The sequence below is a fragment of the Thermococcus waiotapuensis genome, from assembly GCF_055384795.1.
This window is the reverse complement of the sequence record NZ_AP042429.1, coordinates 810,769-829,257: the sequence shown is the minus strand read 5'-3', so window position 1 is coordinate 829,257 and position 18,489 is coordinate 810,769. Positions and strand designations below refer to the sequence as shown.

Genomic DNA, 18,489 nt, shown 5'->3' with positions numbered 1-18,489 from the left:
CTCGCCCCATGATCCGGGCCCCGATCTAACCTTTGGCGGCCAGCGCCTTCAGCTTCTTCTCCACGCTCTCGTAGGCTCTTTCAAGGGCTTCGCTGATCAGGGAATCAACGTCCACCCTGACGAAGACGGGAACCTCGAGATAAACCTCGATTTCAAGGTCAAGGGTTTCATCCCGATTTATCCTCGTGGTCACCTCTATGTCTTTGACGTCGCTCCTGCTCAGGACATCGAAGATATGCTCTATAATGACCTTTTGCGCCAGTTCGCCGATTTCAATCAGCTCCTCCTCGCCCAGCTCTGGAAGGCCGATGTGGATAACTTTCCTCTCGCCGCTGTTCATGACCACCACCAAAAGAAAAGAGAAATCAACCGGCGGTTGGCGGCCTTAGGGCGGACTGTATCTGCGCGGTGAGCTCCTTGAGCTTCTCGTTGAGCTTTTTCTCCTGCCTCTCCAGGGCGTTGAGGCGGACTTCGAGGGTCTCTACCTTTCCCTTTAGTTCTTCAACTGCTTTAGCCTTCTCGGTTTTAACTATGAGCGTCCCCACCGTCTTGTAGATGACCGCATCCTCAGGCAGCTTTTCTATCTCCTCAAGGGCCTTCTTAGCTTCGGTTAGTTCGGCCTGAACACTCTGCTTCTGCTGAACGACGAGCTGAAGCTGCTGCTGATAGCTCTCAAGCTGACCCAACATGGCCTGAACCTGGGGCGGAATGTTCTGCATCCCAAACACCTCCGTAATCGTAATTCCAGCTAGAATAAGGGGAGGCCTTTAAATAGTTTGGGTATGGGGAAGTCAGAAACCGGGCGCAGTCAGCTGTCCAAAACCCTTTTGAATATAGTTTATCCGGAACTATATGCTTATTTGTAGGGCTCTATATTCTACTGCGACAATCTTTATATTTCTTCCCAATCAGGAAATAGCGGTGAACACCATGGGGAAAGTAGCCGCGGTATTGTTGGTATTTCTGCTGGCGATCTCAGTGGCCGTGAGCGGATGCATAACCTCCAAAAGCGATTCCCAGAACACTACAGGTTCCGCAAAAAGCGTAACCATCCGCACCACGGGAGCGACCTTCCCGCAGTACCAGGTACAGAAGTGGATTCAGATATACATGGAGTCCAATCCCAGCGTTACTATCGAGTACGAGGGCGGCGGAAGCGGACAGGGGCAGGATGCCTTCCTCAAGGGATTAACTGATATAGGCAGGACAGATTCACCGGTCACGGAGTCAACTTGGAAAGAGTTCCTCAAGACAGGAGATCAACCCCTCCAGTTCCCGATAGTGGTTGGTGCCGCTGTCGTTGTCTACAACATCCCTGGCGTTGATGAACTCAAGCTCGACGGCGAAACCCTCGCAAAGATATTCCTGGGTGAAATAGAGTACTGGGATGACCCGGCAATCAAGGCACTCAATCCCAATGCGAACCTGCCCCACGAAAAGATAATAGTCATACACAGGAGCGACTCGAGCGGGACGACGGCGATATTCACCACTTACCTCAGCCTCGTGAGCAGGGAGTGGGCCGAGAAGGTCGGGGCCGGGAAGGCCGTTGACTGGCCTGCGGACAAGCTCGGGAGGGGTATCGGTGGAAACGGCAACCCTGGGGTTGTCCAGGCCCTCAAACAGACTGAATACAGCATAGCTTATACCGAGCTGTCCTTTGTCATAGAGGAGAACCTGAAGGTGGTTGCGCTCAAGAACAGGGACGGCTACTACGTCAAGCCAGATGAGGAGAGCATCAAAGCTGCCGTGGCGGCGCTAAAGGCCTACATACCAGACCCTACCGAAGGCTACAAGGAGGACCTGACACAGCTCCTCAACGCCCCTGGAAAGGATTCCTACCCAATAGTGGCCTTCACACACTTCCTCGTGTGGCAGAACAAGGAAGGAAAACACTACAGCCCGGAAAAGGCGAAGGCCATAAAGGACTTCCTGAGGTGGGTTTTAACTGAGGGGCAGAAATCTGAGAACATCGCGCCTGGCTACGTCGGCCTTCCGCCAGAAGTGGCCCAGATCGGTCTGAAGGCAGTTGATATGATTCAGACCGGCTGATTCTTCTTCAATTTATTTTGGTGGTCTCTATGGGGTTTGGAGTGAACTCATTCATAGTGAAGGAGATAACCGGAAGGGGCTTTTCCCTCGAAGAACTCGGCGTGGATTTTGTTGAGCTTAGCTTCGATGACGTGAAAGTGCTCACTGAGGAGGGTATAAACTGGGAGACCCTCGGGAACCTTGAGGGACTCGGCTTTGATTTTACTCTCCATGCTCCGACCTCGGACGGGAGGAACGTGAGCCTCAACCTCGGCGTTTACACCAGGACGAACATCAGTGTTATGGAGAACGTCTTCAGGATCGCAAGTGCTCTCAACGCCGAGGACATCATCATCCACGGCGGCGACATTCGCGGGGACTACCACAGGGCCTTCATGAACACCCTTAGGCAGTTCAGGGAAATAGAGGCTTTGGCTAGGGACTATGGGGTACGACTTTTAGTTGAAAACCTTACAGGGGGAAGGATAGGAGCTTTTCCCCACGAACTAATTCCATTTATCGGCGAGAACTCGGCCGTTTGTCTCGACGTTGGACACGCCTTTTTAACGGCCATGAGATACGGACTTCCACTCCAGGAGTTTGACGTTCTCTCGAGGAGCGCCCGTGAGTTTCATGTCCATGATAACAACGGAGAAAGAGACGAACATCTCCCGCCTGGCGAGGGCATGATAGGGGTTCGCTATATCCTTAGAATGATTGAGAACTTCCGCCCCGAGAACGTCGTCTTTGAGGTTAGAAACTATTCAAACCCAATGGGGGTTATTGCCGGGATAAACGCCATCCGGGAGGGTAAAGAGATGAAAATCGTAAGGGAGGGGTCTCTATGAAACGGGACGGCTTCAAGGCACTTACGTATCCTGCGGTTTTCTTCGTGTTCATCCTCTTTACTTTGATGCTCCTCGTCTACTTTTTCCAATCCAGCCCTGCGTTCCACCGCTTTGGACTGGGAGTTTACACGCGGAACATCTGGAAAGCGGCCGAAGAACCGGAGTTAGAAGACTACGGCCTTCTTGCGGCCATTTGGGGAAGCATCTACACCGCGACCATAGCGACCCTCCTGTCACTCCCGCTGGCCATAGCGTATTCCCTCTTCGTAGTTGACTACTCCCCAAAGCGACTTAAAAAGCCCCTGATAGTGATGTCAGACATCATGGCAGGCCTTCCAACTGTAATCTACGGAGTATGGGGTGCAACGTTCCTTGTCCCGTTCCTGAGGGACTGGGTTATGAAACCACTACACGACCACCTCTCGTTCATTCCACTCTTTTCCTACCCCCCAGCTACTGGCTACTCCTACCTCTCGGCCGGTGTGCTCCTGGCAATAATGGTTACTCCCTTCGCCTCGGCCGTAATCAGGGAGGCATACTCGATGATCCCCTTCACCTACCGCGAGGCGGTCTACTCCCTCGGGGCGACGAAGTTTGAGGCCACGAGAATTCTCCTCGGCTACATAAAGCCCGCCATAGTATCGGGCATGATACTGGCCTTCGGAAGGGCCGTGGGGGAGACGGTCGCAGTTTCCCTCGTCATAGGCAACGCCTTCAACGTTGAAATTGGGCTCTTTGCGCCGGGTTATACCGTTTCGTCTCTCATCGCCAGCCAGTTTGGGAATGCCTTCATCTATGGGTACATGACCCCGGTCCTCTTCGCGGCTGGACTAGCACTCTTCGTGGTAGGTCTTGTGGTGAACGTCATCGGGCTGAAAATTCTCAAGGGGTGGGAGGAGAATGTTCACCTTTAACAGAAAATTAGTTGAGAGGGTCTTCCTGGCCTTAATAGCTATACTCACGGGCCTCGCACTGTTCCCGCTATTCCACATCATTTTAACTGTCGTAGCGAAGGGCCTGCCCGTCGTGCTTGAAAGGGGTGTCACCTTCTTCTTTGGAACCTTCAAAGAAGGAGGCATAGGGCCAGCCATAGCGGGAACCTTTATTCTGACGTTCCTGTCTGCCCTTATCGGGGTTCCGATAGCGTTCCTCGTCGGTCTCTACGCCTATGAATACCCGAAGAGCACGATAGGGAGGTGGACAAAGGTCTTGCTCCAGATAATGATAGAGTTCCCGACGATACTCGTCGGAGTGTTCGTCATGCAGGTTGTCGTAGTTCCCATGGGAACCTACTCCGCAATAGCCGGAGCGCTCGCACTGGCGATAATACTCACGCCTTATGTTGCAATTTACACCCATGAGGCGATGAGGGAGATCCCCTTCACCTATCGCGAGGCGGGATTCTCCTTAGGACTAACGAGGGCAAAGGTTCTCTTCAGGGTTTTGGCACCAATGGCAAAGAAGGGCATCCTCACGGGAGTTTTGATAGGCCTCGCCAAGGCCGCCGGGGAAACCGCTCCACTACTCTTCACAGCAGGGGGCCTCTACGAAAGCTATCCTGAATCCGTAACCAAGCCCATCGGAGCAATCCCGCTCCTAATCTACCGGCTCATTCAGAGCCCAAGTCCAAAAGACCACGCCATGGCCTGGGGGGCCTCGCTTGTCCTGATGACCATATTCCTGGCCATCTTCCTTCCGGTGAGGCTCAGCATGAAGGAGGTGAAAATGTGAAGTTTGCTATAGAGACGAAGAACCTCCACGTTTACTATGGAAAAAACCACGTGATAACGGGGGTTGACCTCCAGATACCTGAGAAAGGAGTGTTCGCCCTGATGGGACCGAGCGGCTGCGGAAAGAGCACCATGCTCAGAACCTTCAACAGGCTGATAGAGTTGAACGATGAGGCGAGGGTTGAAGGAGAAGTCCTGCTCTTTGGAGAAAACATCTACGGTAAAGATGTCGACCCAATGGATGTCAGGAAGCGCGTTGGCATGGTGTTCCAATACCCCAACCCGTTTCCCCACCTAACGATCTACGACAACGTGGCCATCGGCCCGAAGCTCAACAGGATGGTGTCTTCGAAGGAAGAACTTGACAAGAGGGTCGAGTGGGCGCTCAGGAAGGCGGCCCTGTGGGACGAAGTTAAAGATCGCCTGAATGACTATCCGAGCAACCTGAGCGGCGGCCAGATGCAGAGGCTTGTAATAGCGAGGGCTTTAGCAATGAAACCCGAGGTGCTACTCATGGACGAACCGACGGCTAACATAGACCCTGTCGGAACCGTGAAGATAGAGGAGCTCCTCTTCGAGCTTAAGAATGACTACACAATAGTACTCGTGACGCACTCGCCGGCCCAGGCCGCCCGCGTAAGTGATTACGTTGCCTTCCTCTACCTGGGGAAGCTGATAGAGGTAGGCCCGACGAAGAAGGTGTTTGAGAACCCCGAACACGAGCTGACCGAGAAGTATGTTACCGGGGCATTGGGGTGATGTTATGAGGAAGCTCCTTGACTTAGGTATGGAAAAGCTGAGGAAGCTTATAACTGAAATGGGTGAGACGGCCTTACTCTCCCTTGAAGGTGCCAGGAAAAGCTTGGAAGGGGAAAGAAACTCCGTCGAAGAGATATCGAGCAAACTGCATATAATGCGAGAAGAAGTCCTTGACATAGCCACAGAACTCCTCGTTAGGTACTCCCCGGTGGCAGGCGACCTGCGCTTCATCCAGAGCTCCATTGATGTATCCTACGACCTCTACAGGGTTTCACGCTACGCGATGGAGATAGAGAGAACAGCGAGAATCGTTGAGTCCGTCCACCTTACTCCTCTGCTCGAAAGGGGATTTTCCCTCACTGAAGAGGCCCTAAAGACTGCCATAGAAGCCTTTCAAAACCTCGAAGAGGCGAACTTTGGGAAACTCCTTGAGCTCGATAAGGAAATAGACGAGCTTTACATCAGCTCCCTTCGCGGAATAAAACAGGAGAAATGCCCTCCTTTTGAGGCCCTCATAATGCGCCACCTTGAGAGGATAAGCGACCACGCAAAGGAGATAGGGGCCCGGGTTGTCTACATCAGGGAGGGGAAGAGAGTCTAAATTTCGAGGGAATCCATCGCGACGTTAAGCCCCCTTCTAAAAATTTATTAAAATCCACCAAAAATCTGTCACCCGATGCTCCATATCCAGTCTATGCTTACTGAACCGGTCCAGTGATCGTCGAACCAAAGTAGGTGGGGATATACCGTCTCAATTGAAGCCTCTAGCTTTTGGTGAGCTGTTGTTGGGGAGCTTGGAACGTGAGTTACAAACTGATACCCGGGTTCAAGCTTAACCCAGCCGTCAGCATAACTTTCCCCGTTTCTGTTAAATTCGTACGTCCACCTGACCCAGTCACCGTTGGTATCAACTGTTATTTTGAAGAGCTTGATTACTTGGTCTATTGCAATGGATGCGCCTCCCGTTCCTAAGGTGTATGAAATCGTGGACTGGGTGTTTGAGTTGTATGCATCAACGTTATGGCTCGGGCCAAAATCCACCAGCCCAAAAACACTGTTCCCGTCGGGCTTAACGTTGGCGTAAACCTTAACTTTGTCAATCTTCCAGCTGTCCCCATAGAGGTAATACCCTGACCAGACGTAGGTCTTCATGTCCACAACCCGGTAATCGTTACTTGGGTCTACGTCCGCAAGCCTGTAAACTTCCCATTCAAGCTTTAACCTGCCGTAGGGTTTCCAGTTATCGTAGGAATTCCACTCAAGAATCCCCTCAATATAAGCACTCACCGTTGTTGTTGCCATAGGGGGGTAGATTTCAGTGGGCTCTCCATTAACCTTCACCTGCCAAGAAAACTCGGAAGGCTCTACCTCAAGGATGACCTCACGGTTCCAGTCTACCCTGGAGAACTCTCTCCTGGCATCATCAAGGAACTTGTCAACGTCTTTTATGTTGGTCCCCGCGTATATGAAGAACTTGCCGTCCGGAAGAATCTTCACGGCGTAGAGTGTGTTGTTCTCGAAGATTGGAGCGCAGGGGATAACTCTTGTATCGACCAGAGTTTTTAGTAGTTGAGAGTCAACAACCTCAAAGTTACCATTTTTTAGGCCCGTCAAAACCGTGGGGACATCCCGGTTTGTTAGATGAACTCCAGAAACTGAATCTGTCGAAGAATTACTGCCCTGAGGATAAGCTGAAACAACAAAAAGGCTTCCAACCAATACCCCAAGCACGAACCATAACATTTTTTGTCGCATTCGACCCCCTCCAACGGGTCGTCAACTTCAAGTTAGAAATTATAATATTTAAGCTTTTCGAGTCTAATGTACTTTACTTTTCATTATGAGAGACCTCCTTCGGAGCAGAGGTCAGAATTCCAGCGACTCCATCGCGACCTTAATCCACCTCAGATAGGAGTCCAGCGTCCCCCTGAGGGCGGAGTTGTCCTTTGCTAAGAAGCGGATCACCACTTTTTTTCCGTCCCTCAGGAACTCTATCCTGCTCCGTCTGTAAGGGACACTCTCGTGCTCGTAGAGAACGCTCTCGTAGACGATTCTCGCCACTTCCTCCGTTGGGAACTCAATCTCTATGTAACCCTCTATCGGCTCATTCATTTCTGCTCCCTCCCATGTGGCTGATGAGGAGTCCCATACTGGCGGAGACGAAGATCCCCAGTATGCTTGACAGAGATGCAACGGCATACATGTGCTCGCTCAGCACGCCGGAGGAGTAACCAATCTCCCCCACAAGGAGGCCGAGAACTCCAAAGCTCGCTATTCCAGTGGCCCGGCTTAGAGAGACCTTAACGTTGCGCTCCCAGACGAGTACTGTAGTTAGTAGTAACCTCACGAGGTATATCACGGCAAAAAAGTAAATCATCCCCAGGGAGAACTCCGTCTTGAGGTTTATCCCCCTCCAAGCGAAAAATATAGGGGCGAAGATACCGTAGGTAACCCCTGAAATGATTGTGTAGACTCTCTCAAAATGTTTCGTTCCAATAAGGTCGCTGTGGAGCATTAGACCGACCAAAAACGCCCCTATGCTGAAGTGCAGGCCAATCTCCTCACTTATCAGCGCGAGTGAAGTGGCCAGTATCATCACCACACCAAAGACGGCCTCGTCGCTTCTGAGATTTCTAAGGGCCCGGGTTATCTTGACTTTCTGCTTTATCCCAATTACATAGTTTATCCCGAGGGTCACCGTCAAGAAGAGGGCATACTTTGCCAACTCCAGGAAAAGCTCGAAGTAGCTAAGGTGGTGAAGTTCGAAGTTTATCATGATATATAGGATTACGAGTGTTCCAACCTCGCTTATGACTGCATACGAGAGCGCTATGTGGAGGAATTCGTGACCAAAAAAGCGCGTGAGCCTTATGACTATAGGAGCCGATGCGACGGCCAGAATTGAGGCCACTATAAGGTTCTCGGCTCGAAACTCGTAGCTGGTGAGCGGTAAAGTTAGCAAACCCATCGTGGTCAGCGTTACAACGTAAATTGGGAAGCTCTTCTTCCCGCCTATGCGAACCTCCTCCGGGGTGAGCTCCAGGCCTGCGTACATCATGAGAAAAAATATGCCCAACTCAGCCATGAGAGTTAGGTCATCGCGCGGAAGGTCGTGGAGAAAAACCCCAAGGGTAAGACCTGCGGTTATCTCCCCCAGAAAGCCGGGATAACCAATCCTCTCAAAGACCTCCGCAAAAATCCTTGCAGTTGCTATTATGATGAAGACGTAGCCTATAACGTTAAACGTCAAAGCCGCACCCCTGATTGTATAGTCTTTCTGTTTTTAAATAATTTTGGAACTGGTTAAGCTTTGTAGAGTTTGGGAAAGAGAATCGCGCTTCCGGGGAAGAGGCCCGTCAGGGTTGAATTGCCCGTGGAAGACAGACCGGGAGTCCTCCCCTAAGGCGGCTCTTCAGGTAAAGGTGAACGCGGCTCATATAATGAGTTCTACTCCAAACTTAAAGAGTCTTCTAAGGACTCATCTTCCTTTTTCAGACCGAGGGCCTCCTTGTAGTCCCATCTCCTCCCGTCCTCCATTATCCATATCTTGACGCTTATGAGGGGGCCGACCGGGTTCTCCTTATCAACGTCGAAGCGGTAGAAGTTGACCGCCATCCCGCGCGGGTGTCTCTCGATAACGCCGAGGACGTCCGTGTTGTACTTGTTTGATATACCCTGAAGGGAGAGCTCATTCCTAGGAACGAAGGTTCCACCCGTGAGTTCCGCAAAGGCCTGAGCAAAGGCGACGTGGTCGAGCCCAACGCGCTTGGCAGTGGTTACAACGAAGGGCATCTCCTCGCGGAGGGGCCTTATATCCCTGTGCCCCATCTCGCGCTGGAGTTTTATGCCGTGGAGGTACAGGTAACCCAGATAACCCCAGTCGTTTGGATCGACCTTGATGAAGGTCATCTTAAGCGGGTTCCCCTTCCAGACGTTAATTATCAAAAGCCTCTCGTAGTTCCTGTCGTAGGCCTCCATGAGCAGGTCCTGGATGGTCTTCTTCCCCCTAGTCAAATAGAGTGAATTAGGGAAGACCTTCTCCAGGTCGTGGCCGAAGCTCCTCGTCCTCCTCGTTGGTCTGTGGGAAGTCGTTATCAGCATCATTGCATTCCCAAGCTCGAGTGCATGGTTAAAAAGCTTTCTCATCGGCAGATTCTTATTCCGGATTATCCAGTGGACATGAACCAGAGAGGTGCCGGGACTCTGCTTGCTTTGCTGGGATGTTCATCTACAGCCTCGAACCGGTTATAATACAGTTCATTCTTACTCTCATCAGCTTCGCAGCTTTCTCCGCGCCCGTAGCTTCCGCTGTTCTCTGGCCCGCGGCCCTTAGGAACACGTTCGACTTTCTTTTTCTCCTCCCCCTTGCGATCGCCAAAGGTGTGGAGTTCTCAAAGTTCGCCCTCGCCGAGACTGGTAATAGCCCTGGGCCAGCGGGTTTGGTATGGTTCCATAAAGCGCACTGTCAAAGGCCACCTCAATAATTAACCCCAGCACCAGCTGTCGCGATGAGCCTCCTCGCGGGAGAGCCCCTGACGGTCTATCACCTCTTCGGCTTTGCCCTTATAAGCCGCTGGAGCGCTGACGTTCCCTCCTCCAAGGTGATGTTTTCAAAAGAAAAAGCTGAGCCCGGGATGAAGCTCTAAATATTGAGGAGCTGCCCACTTTCTAAAGTCCTTCTGAGTGCTCCCATGCCATACCTGCGGATATTTTTGAGCCCTCAAACTATAAAACGTTTCCTATTTTATAAAAATCCAATAAATTTATAAGGTCGTGCACAGATGATCATTACAGAAAACATGTTCAGGGGGAAACAAGGATGGTGAGCAAAAAGAAAATTAGCAGCATGCTTTTGCTTTTTGTTTTCGTGGAGTCATTTTTGGGACTCCAGCCGATAAGTGCGGAGGTTTCCCTTCCCAGAGAAGATACACTCTTCGTAACTGGAGCTCAGTGGAGCCCGGCATCAACGTGGAACCTCTTTTCACCTTCCCAGACCTGGGGAACATACATTACCGGAGGCTTCATGTACCTTCCGCTATTCCAGTACATAGCCGGTCTGAACGTCTGGGTGCCGATTATAGGGGAAAGCTTTGAGCTCGTAAACGAGACCACCCTTACAGTCCACCTGCGCCCTGAGGCTAAGTGGAGCGACGGAGAGCCGATAACCGCAGATGACGTTGTGTACACTTTCGAGCTTTCGAGGGAAATTGGCTCCGGGCCCGCGGCCGGTTCCGAGCCTTATATCGGGGACGTTAAGGCAATTGACCCACGCACGGTCCAGTTTACAATAGGGCCTGAGAAGAACCTCCCGATGTTCCTCCTCTATGCGCTTCAGTTTGCCCCTGCTCCAAAGCACATAATCGAACAGGTCTATCAAAAAGTCGGAAACCACATCATAGATTGGAGAAACTGCGGAGGAACATGTGACGATGTAATCTCTACTGATAATGGCGACGTGACCATAAACGTCCCGCAGGTGGTTTCCGGGCCCTATAAGCTCTACTACTTCGACGAGCTCAGAATTGTTTACGAGAGGATAGACGACTGGTGGGGCAAAGACATCTTTGGCCTGCCAGGCCCGAAATACGTAGTTCACAGAATCTACCTGAGCAACGAACAGGCGTTGCTTGATCTCAGACAGGGAAACGTTGACTGGTCAGGTATATTTATCCCCAACGTTGGCAACTTTAAGGAGATAGGCACATTCTACGAAGGCGAGCCTTATTTTAGGCCGGGAGCGTTTGTTATGCTTTACTTCAACCACAAAGACCCCATCCTTCAGGATCCCAATTTAAGAAAAGCCATCGCCTATGCAATAAACTACCAGGAAGTCCTCACGAAAGCGTTCTATGACTACTCTCCACAGCCCTCAATGTCACTGGTGTTTACGGTGTTCCCCCACTACAGAACCTGGCTCAACACCACACTTGCCCAGGAGTACTGGGGCAACCCCGAGGGGAAGATACCTTATGATCCGGAGCGTGCCAAGCAGATTCTTGCTCAGGCGGGATACAAAGATGTGAATGGAGATGGGTTCCTAGAGACTCCAAGCGGTGATAAGATCCAGCTAAACATAATAGTTCCGACTGGATGGACCGACTGGATGATAGCCGCAGACTTGATAGCCCACGACCTCCAAAAGATTGGACTGAACGTGGTGGCAAACCCCGTTGACTATGGTCAATGGTGGGGCATGATAAACAGCGCTGGATATACCCTTGCCTTAGGATGGACAAACTCACCCTCGTTCTACCACCCGTGGGACACGTATAGATACGTCCTCGACCCAAGGCTCACACCCCCAACCGCAAACTGGGGCTTCTACAACAACTCCAGGGCTCTAGAGCTTCTTGTTGAAGCGGCAAAAGCAAACTCTTCCGAGGAGCTCATGAAGTACTACACTGAGATTCAGAAGCTAATATATGAGGATATACCAGCCATCCCAATTGCCTATTCAGTCCAGTGGTATGCCTATAGCGAAAAATACTGGACCGGATGGCCCGATCAGGATAACCCCTGGTGGACGGAAGTGGCACCGTACAGGGAGTACTCCCTACCATTATGGCTGCTCTTTGGACTTTCAAAGAAGGGAGAGCCCGTTAGCCCGCCGCAGTGGGCAAAGCCCAAGGATGAGGGGGGTATATTGATACCAAACGAGGAAGTCCTCTCCCAGCTCAGCGGAGTTTTCGTGCCTGAAGTCAACGTAACCGAGACCTTCACGACTTCCTCAACCCCAGGAACTGGGACACAAACACAACCACAAACACCAGTGAGCAGCTCTAGGTTCATTGCTGGAATTTTGGGAATCGTAATAGCCGTTATAATCATTGTAATAGGAGTTAGGAAGCTGTCCAAGTGACAAATACCGTGGTGGTGGCTATCAATGCGGCCGATATACAGGTACCTCCTCATTAAACTTTCTTTTTTACTTGTTACCTACTTTGTGGCAGTGACAATAGCCTTCGTTCTTCCCAGAATAGCACCTGGCAATCCAGTGCAGCAAATTATAGCTGGACTTTCCCAGGGTTCACTCTCCCCAGAGCTGCTGGACCAGTACCAGAAAAGACTTGTGGAGGAATTTGGACTGAACAAACCCCTCTACGTCCAATATTTTGAATTCCTCAAAAATGCATTCTCAGGAAATCTTGGAACCTCCATCACTTCTTACAGACAGCCGGTGACACAGCTGATAGCATGGCACCTTCCATGGACTCTGCTTCTCCTCGTGCCGGCTACTCTGGTTGCATGGACAATAGGAAATTACCTTGGTGCAAGGGCCGCTTACAGAAGGGGCACTCTCTTCGAAAAGAGCGTTGTCTCAACGGGCATAATACTCTCCCAGATCCCCTACTACTGGATGGCGATGGTGCTTATATACGTCTTTGCAATTAACTTGGGTTGGTTCCCATCAGGTTCTGCATATGATCCGACCTTAGCTCCTTCTCTCAACTGGGAGTTCATAAAAAGTTACCTGCATCACTACATACTCCCCTTCCTTTCCATAGCCCTGGTCAGCACGGGCGGATGGATAATAGGAATGAGGGTCTTGGCGGCAATGGAACTGGGGTCAACCTATGTCAAATTCTCCGAAATGCTCAATGTACATGACGAGATTATATTTAGATATGTCCTCAGAAACTCTCTGCTCCCGCAAGTGACCGGGATAGCTATTCAGCTGGGGACCGTCATGGCCGGGCAGATAATTACGGAGCAGCTTTTCAATTATCAGGGAATGGGCATCTTACTTGCAAGGGCCCTGGGATCCAGGGATTACCCCATGATACAGGGAATATTCCTGATTCTCATTGGAACACTGCTCCTTGCCAACTTCATAGTCGAGTTTATCTACGTGCTGATAGACCCGAGAATACGCCTGGGGACCAGGGAGTGAGGTGAGACCATGGACAAGGAAATACTTTATGTGCTCTTCAAGAACAAAAGGTTCGTGATAGGCTTCAGTATACTGGTGTTTGAGATTTTACTGTCACTATTCGGAGCTTACCTGTACCCGGTTGACCCCTTTGACCCAGCAGGGCCTCCGGCGTCTCCTCCCAACAGTTACTACCTCCTCGGAACAGACCAATTTGGTAGAGACATCCTTGCTCAGGTAGTAGTCGGCATTAGAAATTCCCTTTATGTGGGATTACTGACCGGAATCTTCTCCATCGCCATAGGCCTTACAATAGGGATAATAGCAGGGATAAAAGGCGGGCTAATAGACGAAAGTCTGATGGCATTCACCAACGTCGTCCTCACGATACCCAACGTGTTGCTGGCCATTATCATAGCCAGCTACGTGGGTCTTGGAAATGCCGGGCTAACCCTCGTGGCAGTTATAATATCCTTAACAGCGTGGCCATGGTTTGCAAGGGCAATAAGGGCGCAGTTCCTGAGCCTTAGGGAAAGGGACTTTGTGCAGTTCTCCAGGATGACAGGATACGGAGACATGAGGATAGCGGTTTTCGACCTGCTTCCCTACGTCACCACGTATACTCTGGTCGCTTTTGTGAATTTTATGAACATAGGAATAAACGCGGAAGTTGGCTTAAGCATACTGGGACTGACGCCAATACACATAATGACCCTTGGAAAAATGCTCTACTTCGCCGCAGTCACTCAATCATACTTCCTGGGCCATTGGTGGGTCTTCATCCCTCCAGGAATTCTGCTCATTGCGCTATCGACTTCCCTGCTTTTGATAGCCACCGGAATAGAACAGGTGTTCAATCCAAGATTGAGGGAGATGTAAGGTGATGGCAATGAACAAAAGAATGGTGTTGGAAAATCTAAGGGCGTACTACCGACAGCTGAAGGGAACCACCGAGTATCTTGTAAAGGCGGTTGATGGCGTTAACCTGGAAATTTACGAGGGCGATATTTTGGGCCTGGTTGGTGAGAGCGGATGCGGAAAATCCACCCTCGCAAAAACCTTAATGATGGATCTTACCCCGCCCCTGCAATACATGGGAGGGAAACTACAGATTATAAGCAGGGATGGGACCGTATTCGAGATAACCCAGTTTAAAGGTAAAGACCAGGTCAAGAGAACTCTGTGGGGAAGGCACATAGCGTATGTTCCTCAGGATGCTTTGAACGCCCTTATGCCAACGATAAAAATTAAGAAAATAGCCTACGATGTCCTGAGATCCAACGAGAGCGGTATTACCTTCCAGGAGGCTGTTAAAAAGGCGAAAGAAAGGCTAACCGAACTGGATCTCCCCGATTACGTAACCGAGCTTTACCCCTTCCAGCTAAGCGGCGGAATGAGGCAGAGGGCAGTGCTGGCTATGGCAACACTACTGAACCCCGAGATTTTGATAGTGGACGAACCTACCTCGGCACTTGATGTTACGACGCAAAAAATAGTTCTGAAGTCTCTGATCAAGCTCAGAAAACTTGAACTCGTTGATAGCATAGTTTTCATAACTCACGATATATCCACGGTGAGGCAGATAGCAAACCGCATAGCCGTTATGTACGCCGGAAAAATCGTAGAGACTGGGCCAACTGAATCAATCATCAAGGAGCCCCTTCACCCGTACACCAAGGCCCTCATTGAGTCTGTGGCATCAATAGAACCTGAAGGAAAGGAAAAAGGCATTTCTTACATTCCAGGACAGCCTCCAAACTTGATAAATCCCCCGACTGGGTGCAGGTTCCATCCAAGATGCCCCTACGCCATGGAGATTTGCAGGAGAGAGGAACCAGAGTTGATAAAGATTGACGAGACCCAGGTCGCCTGCTGGCTGTACAAAGGGGGTAGGGAAAATGTCTAAAGAAATGCTGGTCTGTGACCATGTCACCAAAATCTTCACTTCGGGTTTCATAAAGAAGATCGAGGTCAAGGCCGTTGATGACGTGTCCTTCACTGTGAGGGAGGGGGAGATAATATCACTGATAGGACAGAGCGGTTCGGGAAAAACGACCCTGGGAAAGATTATCCTCAGGCTGATACCCCCCACCTCTGGAAAAATGCTCTTCTACGGCAAGGACATATGGAAGGACATAAAAACGAAGGAAGAACGAAAAGAGTACTGGAGACAGGTGCACGCAGTCTTTCAAAATCCCATGGGAAGTTTCAACGAGTTCTACAGGATAGACAGGGTTCTCGACCAGGCTTTGGAGCTTATAGACGTTGACCCCAAGTCGGAGGAGGGGAGGAGATTAAAGGAAGAATCTCTGAAAGCAGTGGGTCTGAACCCAGAGGAACTCTTGGGAAAATATCCCCACCAGCTCTCGGGAGGACAGCTTCAGAGGGTAATGATTGCAAGGAGCTGGATACTGAGGCCCAAGCTCTTAATAGCGGACGAGGCAGTTTCAATGCTCGATGTCTCAACGAGGGGCAAGATAGTGGAGATTTTCAAGGAGCTCAGAAATAAGCTGGGGAGCTCCATCATTTTTATATCGCATGACATTGGCCTGTCCTACTTCATCTCAGACAGGGTTTTCATAATGTACATGGGGAAAATAATCGAGGAAGGCACCCCCCAGGAGGTAATTGACAACCCGAAGCATGAGTACACAAAAACCCTGGTGGAGAGTGTCCCGACGATATACAGAAAATGGGAGGACTTCCTGGAGGTGTGAAGAATGTATAAGTTCCCCAAAGACTTTCTCTTTGGATACTCCTGGTCGGGGTTCCAGTTTGAGATGGGACTCCCCGGGAGCGAGGTTCCAAACAGCGACTGGTGGGTGTGGGTTCATGACATTGAAAACATAGCGGTAGGCCTCGTCAGTGGAGACCTACCCGAGAACGGGCCCGCTTACTGGGATCTCTATAAGAAAGACCACGATATAGCGGAAAGCCTCGGGATGGACGCGATTAGGGGAGGAATAGAGTGGACGAGACTGTTTCCCAGACCAACGTTTGACGTGAAGGCCCACGTCGAGAGGGACGAAAAGGGCAACGTAGTCTCGGTGGAAGTTCCTGAAAGTTCAATTAGGGAACTCGAAAAAATAGCCGACATGAAGGCCCTCGAGCACTACCGCGAGATCTACGCGGACTGGAAGGGGAGGGGAAAGACTTTCATACTCAACCTCTACCACTGGCCATTGCCCCTGTGGCTCCATGATCCGCTTAAAGTAAGAAAACTCGGGCCAGACAGGGCTCCGGCAGGATGGCTTGACGATAGGAGCGTCGTTGAGTTCGCCAAGTTTGCGGCATTCGTCGCGTATCACCTCGATGACCTCGTTGACGGCTGGAGCACGATGAACGAGCCGAACGTCGTGTACCAAAACGGCTACACAAGGCCAGCTGGTGGTTTTCCACCTGGATATCTGAGCTTTGAGGCCGAAAGAAAGGCAAAGATGAACCTCATCCAGGCCCATGCCCGGGCCTATGATGCTATCAAAGAGTACTCCGACAAAGAAGTGGGGATAATATACGCTTACACATGGCCCGACCCGCTCAGGGAGGATATCGAGGATGAAGTGCGGGCAATAAGGGAGAGGGAACTCTACAGCTTCGTTGATGCCGTCCACTTCGGAAAAGCCGCCGACATCGAAGAAAGAGAAGACCTCAAAGGGAGAGTGGACTGGCTCGGCGTGAACTACTACTCGAGGATTGCCTTTGACAGGGTGAACGGCCACGTCCTCCCGATGCCGGGTTATGGATTTTCCGGGGAGAGGGGTGGCCACGCCAGATCCGGAAGGCCCTGCAGCGACTTCGGATGGGAGATTTACCCAGAAGGTCTTGAAAAGCTCCTCAGAGACCTTGCAAAAAGATATAATCTCCCCATGATGATAACGGAGAACGGCATAGCCGATGCCGCTGACAGGTACCGCTCCCACTACCTCGTAAGCCACCTTAAGGCTGTTTACGAGGCCATGAAAGAGGGCGCCGATGTGAGGGGCTATCTCCACTGGTCGCTAACGGATAACTATGAATGGGCCCAGGGCTTCAGGATGAGGTTTGGGCTCGTATACGTGGACATGGAGACCAAGAAACGCTATTTACGTCCAAGTGCCCTGGTTTTCAGAGAGATAGCGACCGGAAAAGAAATTCCAGAGGAACTTGAGCACCTTTCGAACTTAGACTTCCTCGTTGGGTAGTCCGGCCATCTCTTCTCTTATCTTTCTCCGGACTTTTATCGCCGTCCCCACAATCCCCACCAGTGTGAGGAGAAATACCGTCAGGGCGGCTTTGAAAGTCACTGTTCCGCTCTCTCCCCTCAACACCACGAGGGCAAACAGGCTCAGCAGGAAAAACCAGGTCAGGAAAAGGAGTAACGGTCTGTACTTATCAAATCCGTCCATAACATCCCCCACAAAAGTTTAAGCATGAGGATATTAAACTTTCGATGTGCAGACCGATTGGGAAACAATGAACCTGGCTACGGTCCCAAACTGGATATAAGGAGGCCAAAAAGCCGCGGTTTTGTTTGCCTTTAATCTGAACACAAAAATTGAGAAAGTGTTCAGTAAACTGACCTGAACAGCACTTCCTCCACTAAAACGTGCTTTGGAAGCTTCAGCAGTGCTACAAGAAGCTCTGCAACATCTTCCGGCTTCATGAAGCCTTCTTCTATCTTCCTTCCTGGCCTGCCGTAGAAGTAAGTGTCCACCATGCCGGGGCGGAGTTCGATAAATTTCACTTCAGGGTTTTCCGCCTGGAAGGTCTTCGTAAAGGCCCTCGCCGCCCACTTGCTCGCCACGTAGGCTCCTGCGTTGGCCAGTATCATCGTTGAGATGTAGGAAGTAACGACGGCCACTGTTCCCTTTCTCTCCTTTAGGCTCGGCAGGAAGAGTTTTATAGTCCTCCAGACGCCGAGAGCGTTCACCTGGAAGACCCGTTCCATGTCCTCATCACTCACCTCGTCGAGCCTGCCACCCATCGGTATCCCTGCGTTTACCACGAGAAGGTCAACTCCCCCGAACTCCTGCAAAACTGCTCCGGCGAACTCCTTCAGGCTCTGAGGATCTGAGACGTCCAGATGGCTGTTGAGGACTTTAACGCCGTAATTTTCCTCCAGCTCCTTTGAAAACTCCTCCAGGAGGTCAACGCTCCTCGCACCAAGGGCCAGGCTATAGCCTTCCTTTGCGAGTGCCTCCGCGATTGCCCTGCCAATACCCTTTGAAGCGCCAGTAACGACGGCCACCTTCATTTTCTCACCTCCTGTGGA

21 protein-coding genes are annotated in these 18,489 nt (G+C 50.9%); 13 read left to right on the top strand and 8 right to left on the bottom strand.

Going from position 1 to position 18,489, the window contains the following annotated elements; all coding sequences use genetic code 11:
- Positions 1 to 25 precede the first annotated feature (25 nt).
- On the bottom strand, positions 26 to 340 hold the full coding sequence (locus ACZ47M_RS04655; protein WP_315341043.1) for a DUF3194 domain-containing protein: 315 nt from the start codon (positions 338 to 340) through the stop codon (positions 26 to 28).
- A 25-nt stretch (positions 341 to 365) separates the two neighbouring features.
- Positions 366 to 719 carry a prefoldin subunit beta gene (locus tag ACZ47M_RS04650; protein WP_315340587.1) on the bottom strand — a complete coding sequence of 118 codons (354 nt, stop codon included), beginning with the start codon at positions 717 to 719 and terminating at the stop codon, positions 366 to 368.
- A 211-nt stretch (positions 720 to 930) separates the two neighbouring features.
- On the opposite strand from ACZ47M_RS04650, the gene pstS reads away from it, so the two are divergent.
- From pstS to ACZ47M_RS04620, 6 genes are read left to right on the top strand one after another with little or no spacing between them, the layout of a single operon-like run.
- Positions 931 to 2,052, top strand: coding sequence for a phosphate ABC transporter substrate-binding protein PstS (gene pstS, locus ACZ47M_RS04645; RefSeq protein ID WP_315340585.1), 1,122 nt, complete (start codon positions 931 to 933; stop codon positions 2,050 to 2,052).
- 29 nt (positions 2,053 to 2,081) lie between these two features.
- Positions 2,082 to 2,879, top strand: a complete 798-nt coding sequence (locus tag ACZ47M_RS04640) for a sugar phosphate isomerase/epimerase family protein (protein WP_315340583.1) — start codon at positions 2,082 to 2,084, stop codon at positions 2,877 to 2,879.
- The gene (gene pstC, locus ACZ47M_RS04635) at positions 2,876 to 3,793 is read left to right on the top strand and encodes a phosphate ABC transporter permease subunit PstC (protein ID WP_315340581.1); all 918 of its coding nucleotides are present in this window, start codon (positions 2,876 to 2,878) and stop codon (positions 3,791 to 3,793) included. Before ACZ47M_RS04640 ends, pstC begins: the two co-directional genes overlap by 4 nt.
- Positions 3,780 to 4,610, top strand: a complete 831-nt coding sequence (gene pstA, locus ACZ47M_RS04630) for a phosphate ABC transporter permease PstA (protein ID WP_315340578.1) — start codon at positions 3,780 to 3,782, stop codon at positions 4,608 to 4,610. Before pstC ends, pstA begins: the two co-directional genes overlap by 14 nt.
- On the top strand, positions 4,607 to 5,368 hold the full coding sequence (locus ACZ47M_RS04625) for a phosphate ABC transporter ATP-binding protein (RefSeq protein ID WP_315340576.1): 762 nt from the start codon (positions 4,607 to 4,609) through the stop codon (positions 5,366 to 5,368). Before pstA ends, ACZ47M_RS04625 begins: the two co-directional genes overlap by 4 nt.
- A gap of 4 nt (positions 5,369 to 5,372) precedes the next feature.
- A complete protein-coding gene (locus ACZ47M_RS04620) occupies positions 5,373 to 5,969 on the top strand; it encodes a phosphate signaling complex PhoU family protein (protein WP_315340573.1) in 597 nt (198 codons plus the stop codon).
- A gap of 68 nt (positions 5,970 to 6,037) precedes the next feature.
- On the opposite strand, the gene ACZ47M_RS04615 is transcribed toward ACZ47M_RS04620, so the two are convergent.
- The 4 genes from ACZ47M_RS04615 to ACZ47M_RS04600 all read right to left on the bottom strand — a co-directional run bounded on the left by ACZ47M_RS04615 (position 6,038) and on the right by ACZ47M_RS04600 (position 9,472).
- Positions 6,038 to 7,123, bottom strand: a complete 1,086-nt coding sequence (locus ACZ47M_RS04615) for a hypothetical protein (protein ID WP_315340570.1) — start codon at positions 7,121 to 7,123, stop codon at positions 6,038 to 6,040.
- 111 nt (positions 7,124 to 7,234) lie between these two features.
- The gene (gene pcc1, locus ACZ47M_RS04610) at positions 7,235 to 7,480 is read right to left on the bottom strand and encodes a KEOPS complex subunit Pcc1 (RefSeq protein ID WP_315340568.1); all 246 of its coding nucleotides are present in this window, start codon (positions 7,478 to 7,480) and stop codon (positions 7,235 to 7,237) included.
- Positions 7,473 to 8,618, bottom strand: coding sequence for a cation:proton antiporter (locus ACZ47M_RS04605; protein WP_315340565.1), 1,146 nt, complete (start codon positions 8,616 to 8,618; stop codon positions 7,473 to 7,475). Before ACZ47M_RS04605 ends, pcc1 begins: the two co-directional genes overlap by 8 nt.
- Positions 8,619 to 8,815: 197 nt before the next feature.
- A complete protein-coding gene (locus ACZ47M_RS04600; protein WP_315340563.1) occupies positions 8,816 to 9,472 on the bottom strand; it encodes a ribosomal biogenesis protein in 657 nt (218 codons plus the stop codon).
- 404 nt (positions 9,473 to 9,876) lie between these two features.
- Between ACZ47M_RS04600 and ACZ47M_RS04595 the strand changes: the two genes are divergently transcribed.
- The 7 genes from ACZ47M_RS04595 (at position 9,877) to bgaS (ending at position 17,419) form a co-directional block, all read left to right on the top strand.
- Positions 9,877 to 10,014 (top strand): hypothetical protein, encoded by a 138-nt coding sequence (locus tag ACZ47M_RS04595; protein WP_315340561.1) that lies wholly within the window; start codon positions 9,877 to 9,879, stop codon positions 10,012 to 10,014.
- Between the two features lie 377 nt (positions 10,015 to 10,391).
- Entirely contained in the window at positions 10,392 to 12,227 is a 1,836-nt protein-coding gene (locus ACZ47M_RS04590) for an ABC transporter substrate-binding protein (protein WP_315340558.1), read from the top strand.
- 24 nt (positions 12,228 to 12,251) lie between these two features.
- Complete coding sequence (locus tag ACZ47M_RS04585) at positions 12,252 to 13,259, top strand: ABC transporter permease (protein ID WP_315340556.1); 1,008 nt, start codon at positions 12,252 to 12,254, stop codon at positions 13,257 to 13,259.
- Between the two features lie 9 nt (positions 13,260 to 13,268).
- A complete protein-coding gene (locus ACZ47M_RS04580) occupies positions 13,269 to 14,117 on the top strand; it encodes an ABC transporter permease (RefSeq protein WP_315340553.1) in 849 nt (282 codons plus the stop codon).
- 4 nt (positions 14,118 to 14,121) lie between these two features.
- The gene (locus tag ACZ47M_RS04575) at positions 14,122 to 15,144 is read left to right on the top strand and encodes an ABC transporter ATP-binding protein (protein ID WP_315340550.1); all 1,023 of its coding nucleotides are present in this window, start codon (positions 14,122 to 14,124) and stop codon (positions 15,142 to 15,144) included.
- Complete coding sequence (locus ACZ47M_RS04570; protein WP_315340547.1) at positions 15,137 to 15,955, top strand: ABC transporter ATP-binding protein; 819 nt, start codon at positions 15,137 to 15,139, stop codon at positions 15,953 to 15,955. The genes ACZ47M_RS04575 and ACZ47M_RS04570 overlap by 8 nt, the downstream gene beginning before the upstream one ends.
- Before the next feature lie 3 nt (positions 15,956 to 15,958).
- The gene (gene bgaS / locus ACZ47M_RS04565; protein WP_315340544.1) at positions 15,959 to 17,419 is read left to right on the top strand and encodes a beta-galactosidase BgaS; all 1,461 of its coding nucleotides are present in this window, start codon (positions 15,959 to 15,961) and stop codon (positions 17,417 to 17,419) included.
- Here the strand turns inward: bgaS and ACZ47M_RS04560 are convergent.
- Positions 17,399 to 17,623: a hypothetical protein gene (locus ACZ47M_RS04560; protein ID WP_315340542.1), complete on the bottom strand. Its 225-nt coding sequence runs from the start codon at positions 17,621 to 17,623 to the stop codon at positions 17,399 to 17,401. The two genes, bgaS and ACZ47M_RS04560, sit on opposite strands and share 21 nt — an antisense overlap.
- 161 nt (positions 17,624 to 17,784) lie before the next feature.
- Positions 17,785 to 18,471, bottom strand: coding sequence for an SDR family oxidoreductase (locus ACZ47M_RS04555; RefSeq protein ID WP_315340540.1), 687 nt, complete (start codon positions 18,469 to 18,471; stop codon positions 17,785 to 17,787).
- Between the last annotated feature and the right edge of the window lie 18 nt (positions 18,472 to 18,489).

What these genes read in the sequence shown, in the direction of transcription:
- ACZ47M_RS04655 (WP_315341043.1), bottom strand. Translation starts at nt 340, where the DNA reads ATGAACAGCGGCGAGAGGAAAGTTATCCACATCGGCCTTCCAGAGCTG.
- ACZ47M_RS04650 (WP_315340587.1), bottom strand. Translation starts at nt 719, where the DNA reads ATGCAGAACATTCCGCCCCAGGTTCAGGCCATGTTGGGTCAGCTTGAG.
- pstS (WP_315340585.1), top strand. Translation starts at nt 931, where the DNA reads ATGGGGAAAGTAGCCGCGGTATTGTTGGTATTTCTGCTGGCGATCTCA.
- ACZ47M_RS04640 (WP_315340583.1), top strand. Translation starts at nt 2,082, where the DNA reads ATGGGGTTTGGAGTGAACTCATTCATAGTGAAGGAGATAACCGGAAGG.
- pstC (WP_315340581.1), top strand. Translation starts at nt 2,876, where the DNA reads ATGAAACGGGACGGCTTCAAGGCACTTACGTATCCTGCGGTTTTCTTC.
- pstA (WP_315340578.1), top strand. Translation starts at nt 3,780, where the DNA reads ATGTTCACCTTTAACAGAAAATTAGTTGAGAGGGTCTTCCTGGCCTTA.
- ACZ47M_RS04620 (WP_315340573.1), top strand. Translation starts at nt 5,373, where the DNA reads ATGAGGAAGCTCCTTGACTTAGGTATGGAAAAGCTGAGGAAGCTTATA.
- ACZ47M_RS04615 (WP_315340570.1), bottom strand. Translation starts at nt 7,123, where the DNA reads ATGCGACAAAAAATGTTATGGTTCGTGCTTGGGGTATTGGTTGGAAGC.
- pcc1 (WP_315340568.1), bottom strand. Translation starts at nt 7,480, where the DNA reads ATGAATGAGCCGATAGAGGGTTACATAGAGATTGAGTTCCCAACGGAG.
- ACZ47M_RS04600 (WP_315340563.1), bottom strand. Translation starts at nt 9,472, where the DNA reads ATGATGCTGATAACGACTTCCCACAGACCAACGAGGAGGACGAGGAGC.
- ACZ47M_RS04595 (WP_315340561.1), top strand. Translation starts at nt 9,877, where the DNA reads ATGAGCCTCCTCGCGGGAGAGCCCCTGACGGTCTATCACCTCTTCGGC.
- ACZ47M_RS04590 (WP_315340558.1), top strand. Translation starts at nt 10,392, where the DNA reads ATGTACCTTCCGCTATTCCAGTACATAGCCGGTCTGAACGTCTGGGTG.
- ACZ47M_RS04585 (WP_315340556.1), top strand. Translation starts at nt 12,252, where the DNA reads ATGCGGCCGATATACAGGTACCTCCTCATTAAACTTTCTTTTTTACTT.
- ACZ47M_RS04580 (WP_315340553.1), top strand. Translation starts at nt 13,269, where the DNA reads ATGGACAAGGAAATACTTTATGTGCTCTTCAAGAACAAAAGGTTCGTG.
- ACZ47M_RS04575 (WP_315340550.1), top strand. Translation starts at nt 14,122, where the DNA reads ATGGCAATGAACAAAAGAATGGTGTTGGAAAATCTAAGGGCGTACTAC.
- ACZ47M_RS04570 (WP_315340547.1), top strand. Translation starts at nt 15,137, where the DNA reads ATGTCTAAAGAAATGCTGGTCTGTGACCATGTCACCAAAATCTTCACT.
- bgaS (WP_315340544.1), top strand. Translation starts at nt 15,959, where the DNA reads ATGTATAAGTTCCCCAAAGACTTTCTCTTTGGATACTCCTGGTCGGGG.
- ACZ47M_RS04560 (WP_315340542.1), bottom strand. Translation starts at nt 17,623, where the DNA reads ATGGACGGATTTGATAAGTACAGACCGTTACTCCTTTTCCTGACCTGG.
- ACZ47M_RS04555 (WP_315340540.1), bottom strand. Translation starts at nt 18,471, where the DNA reads ATGAAGGTGGCCGTCGTTACTGGCGCTTCAAAGGGTATTGGCAGGGCA.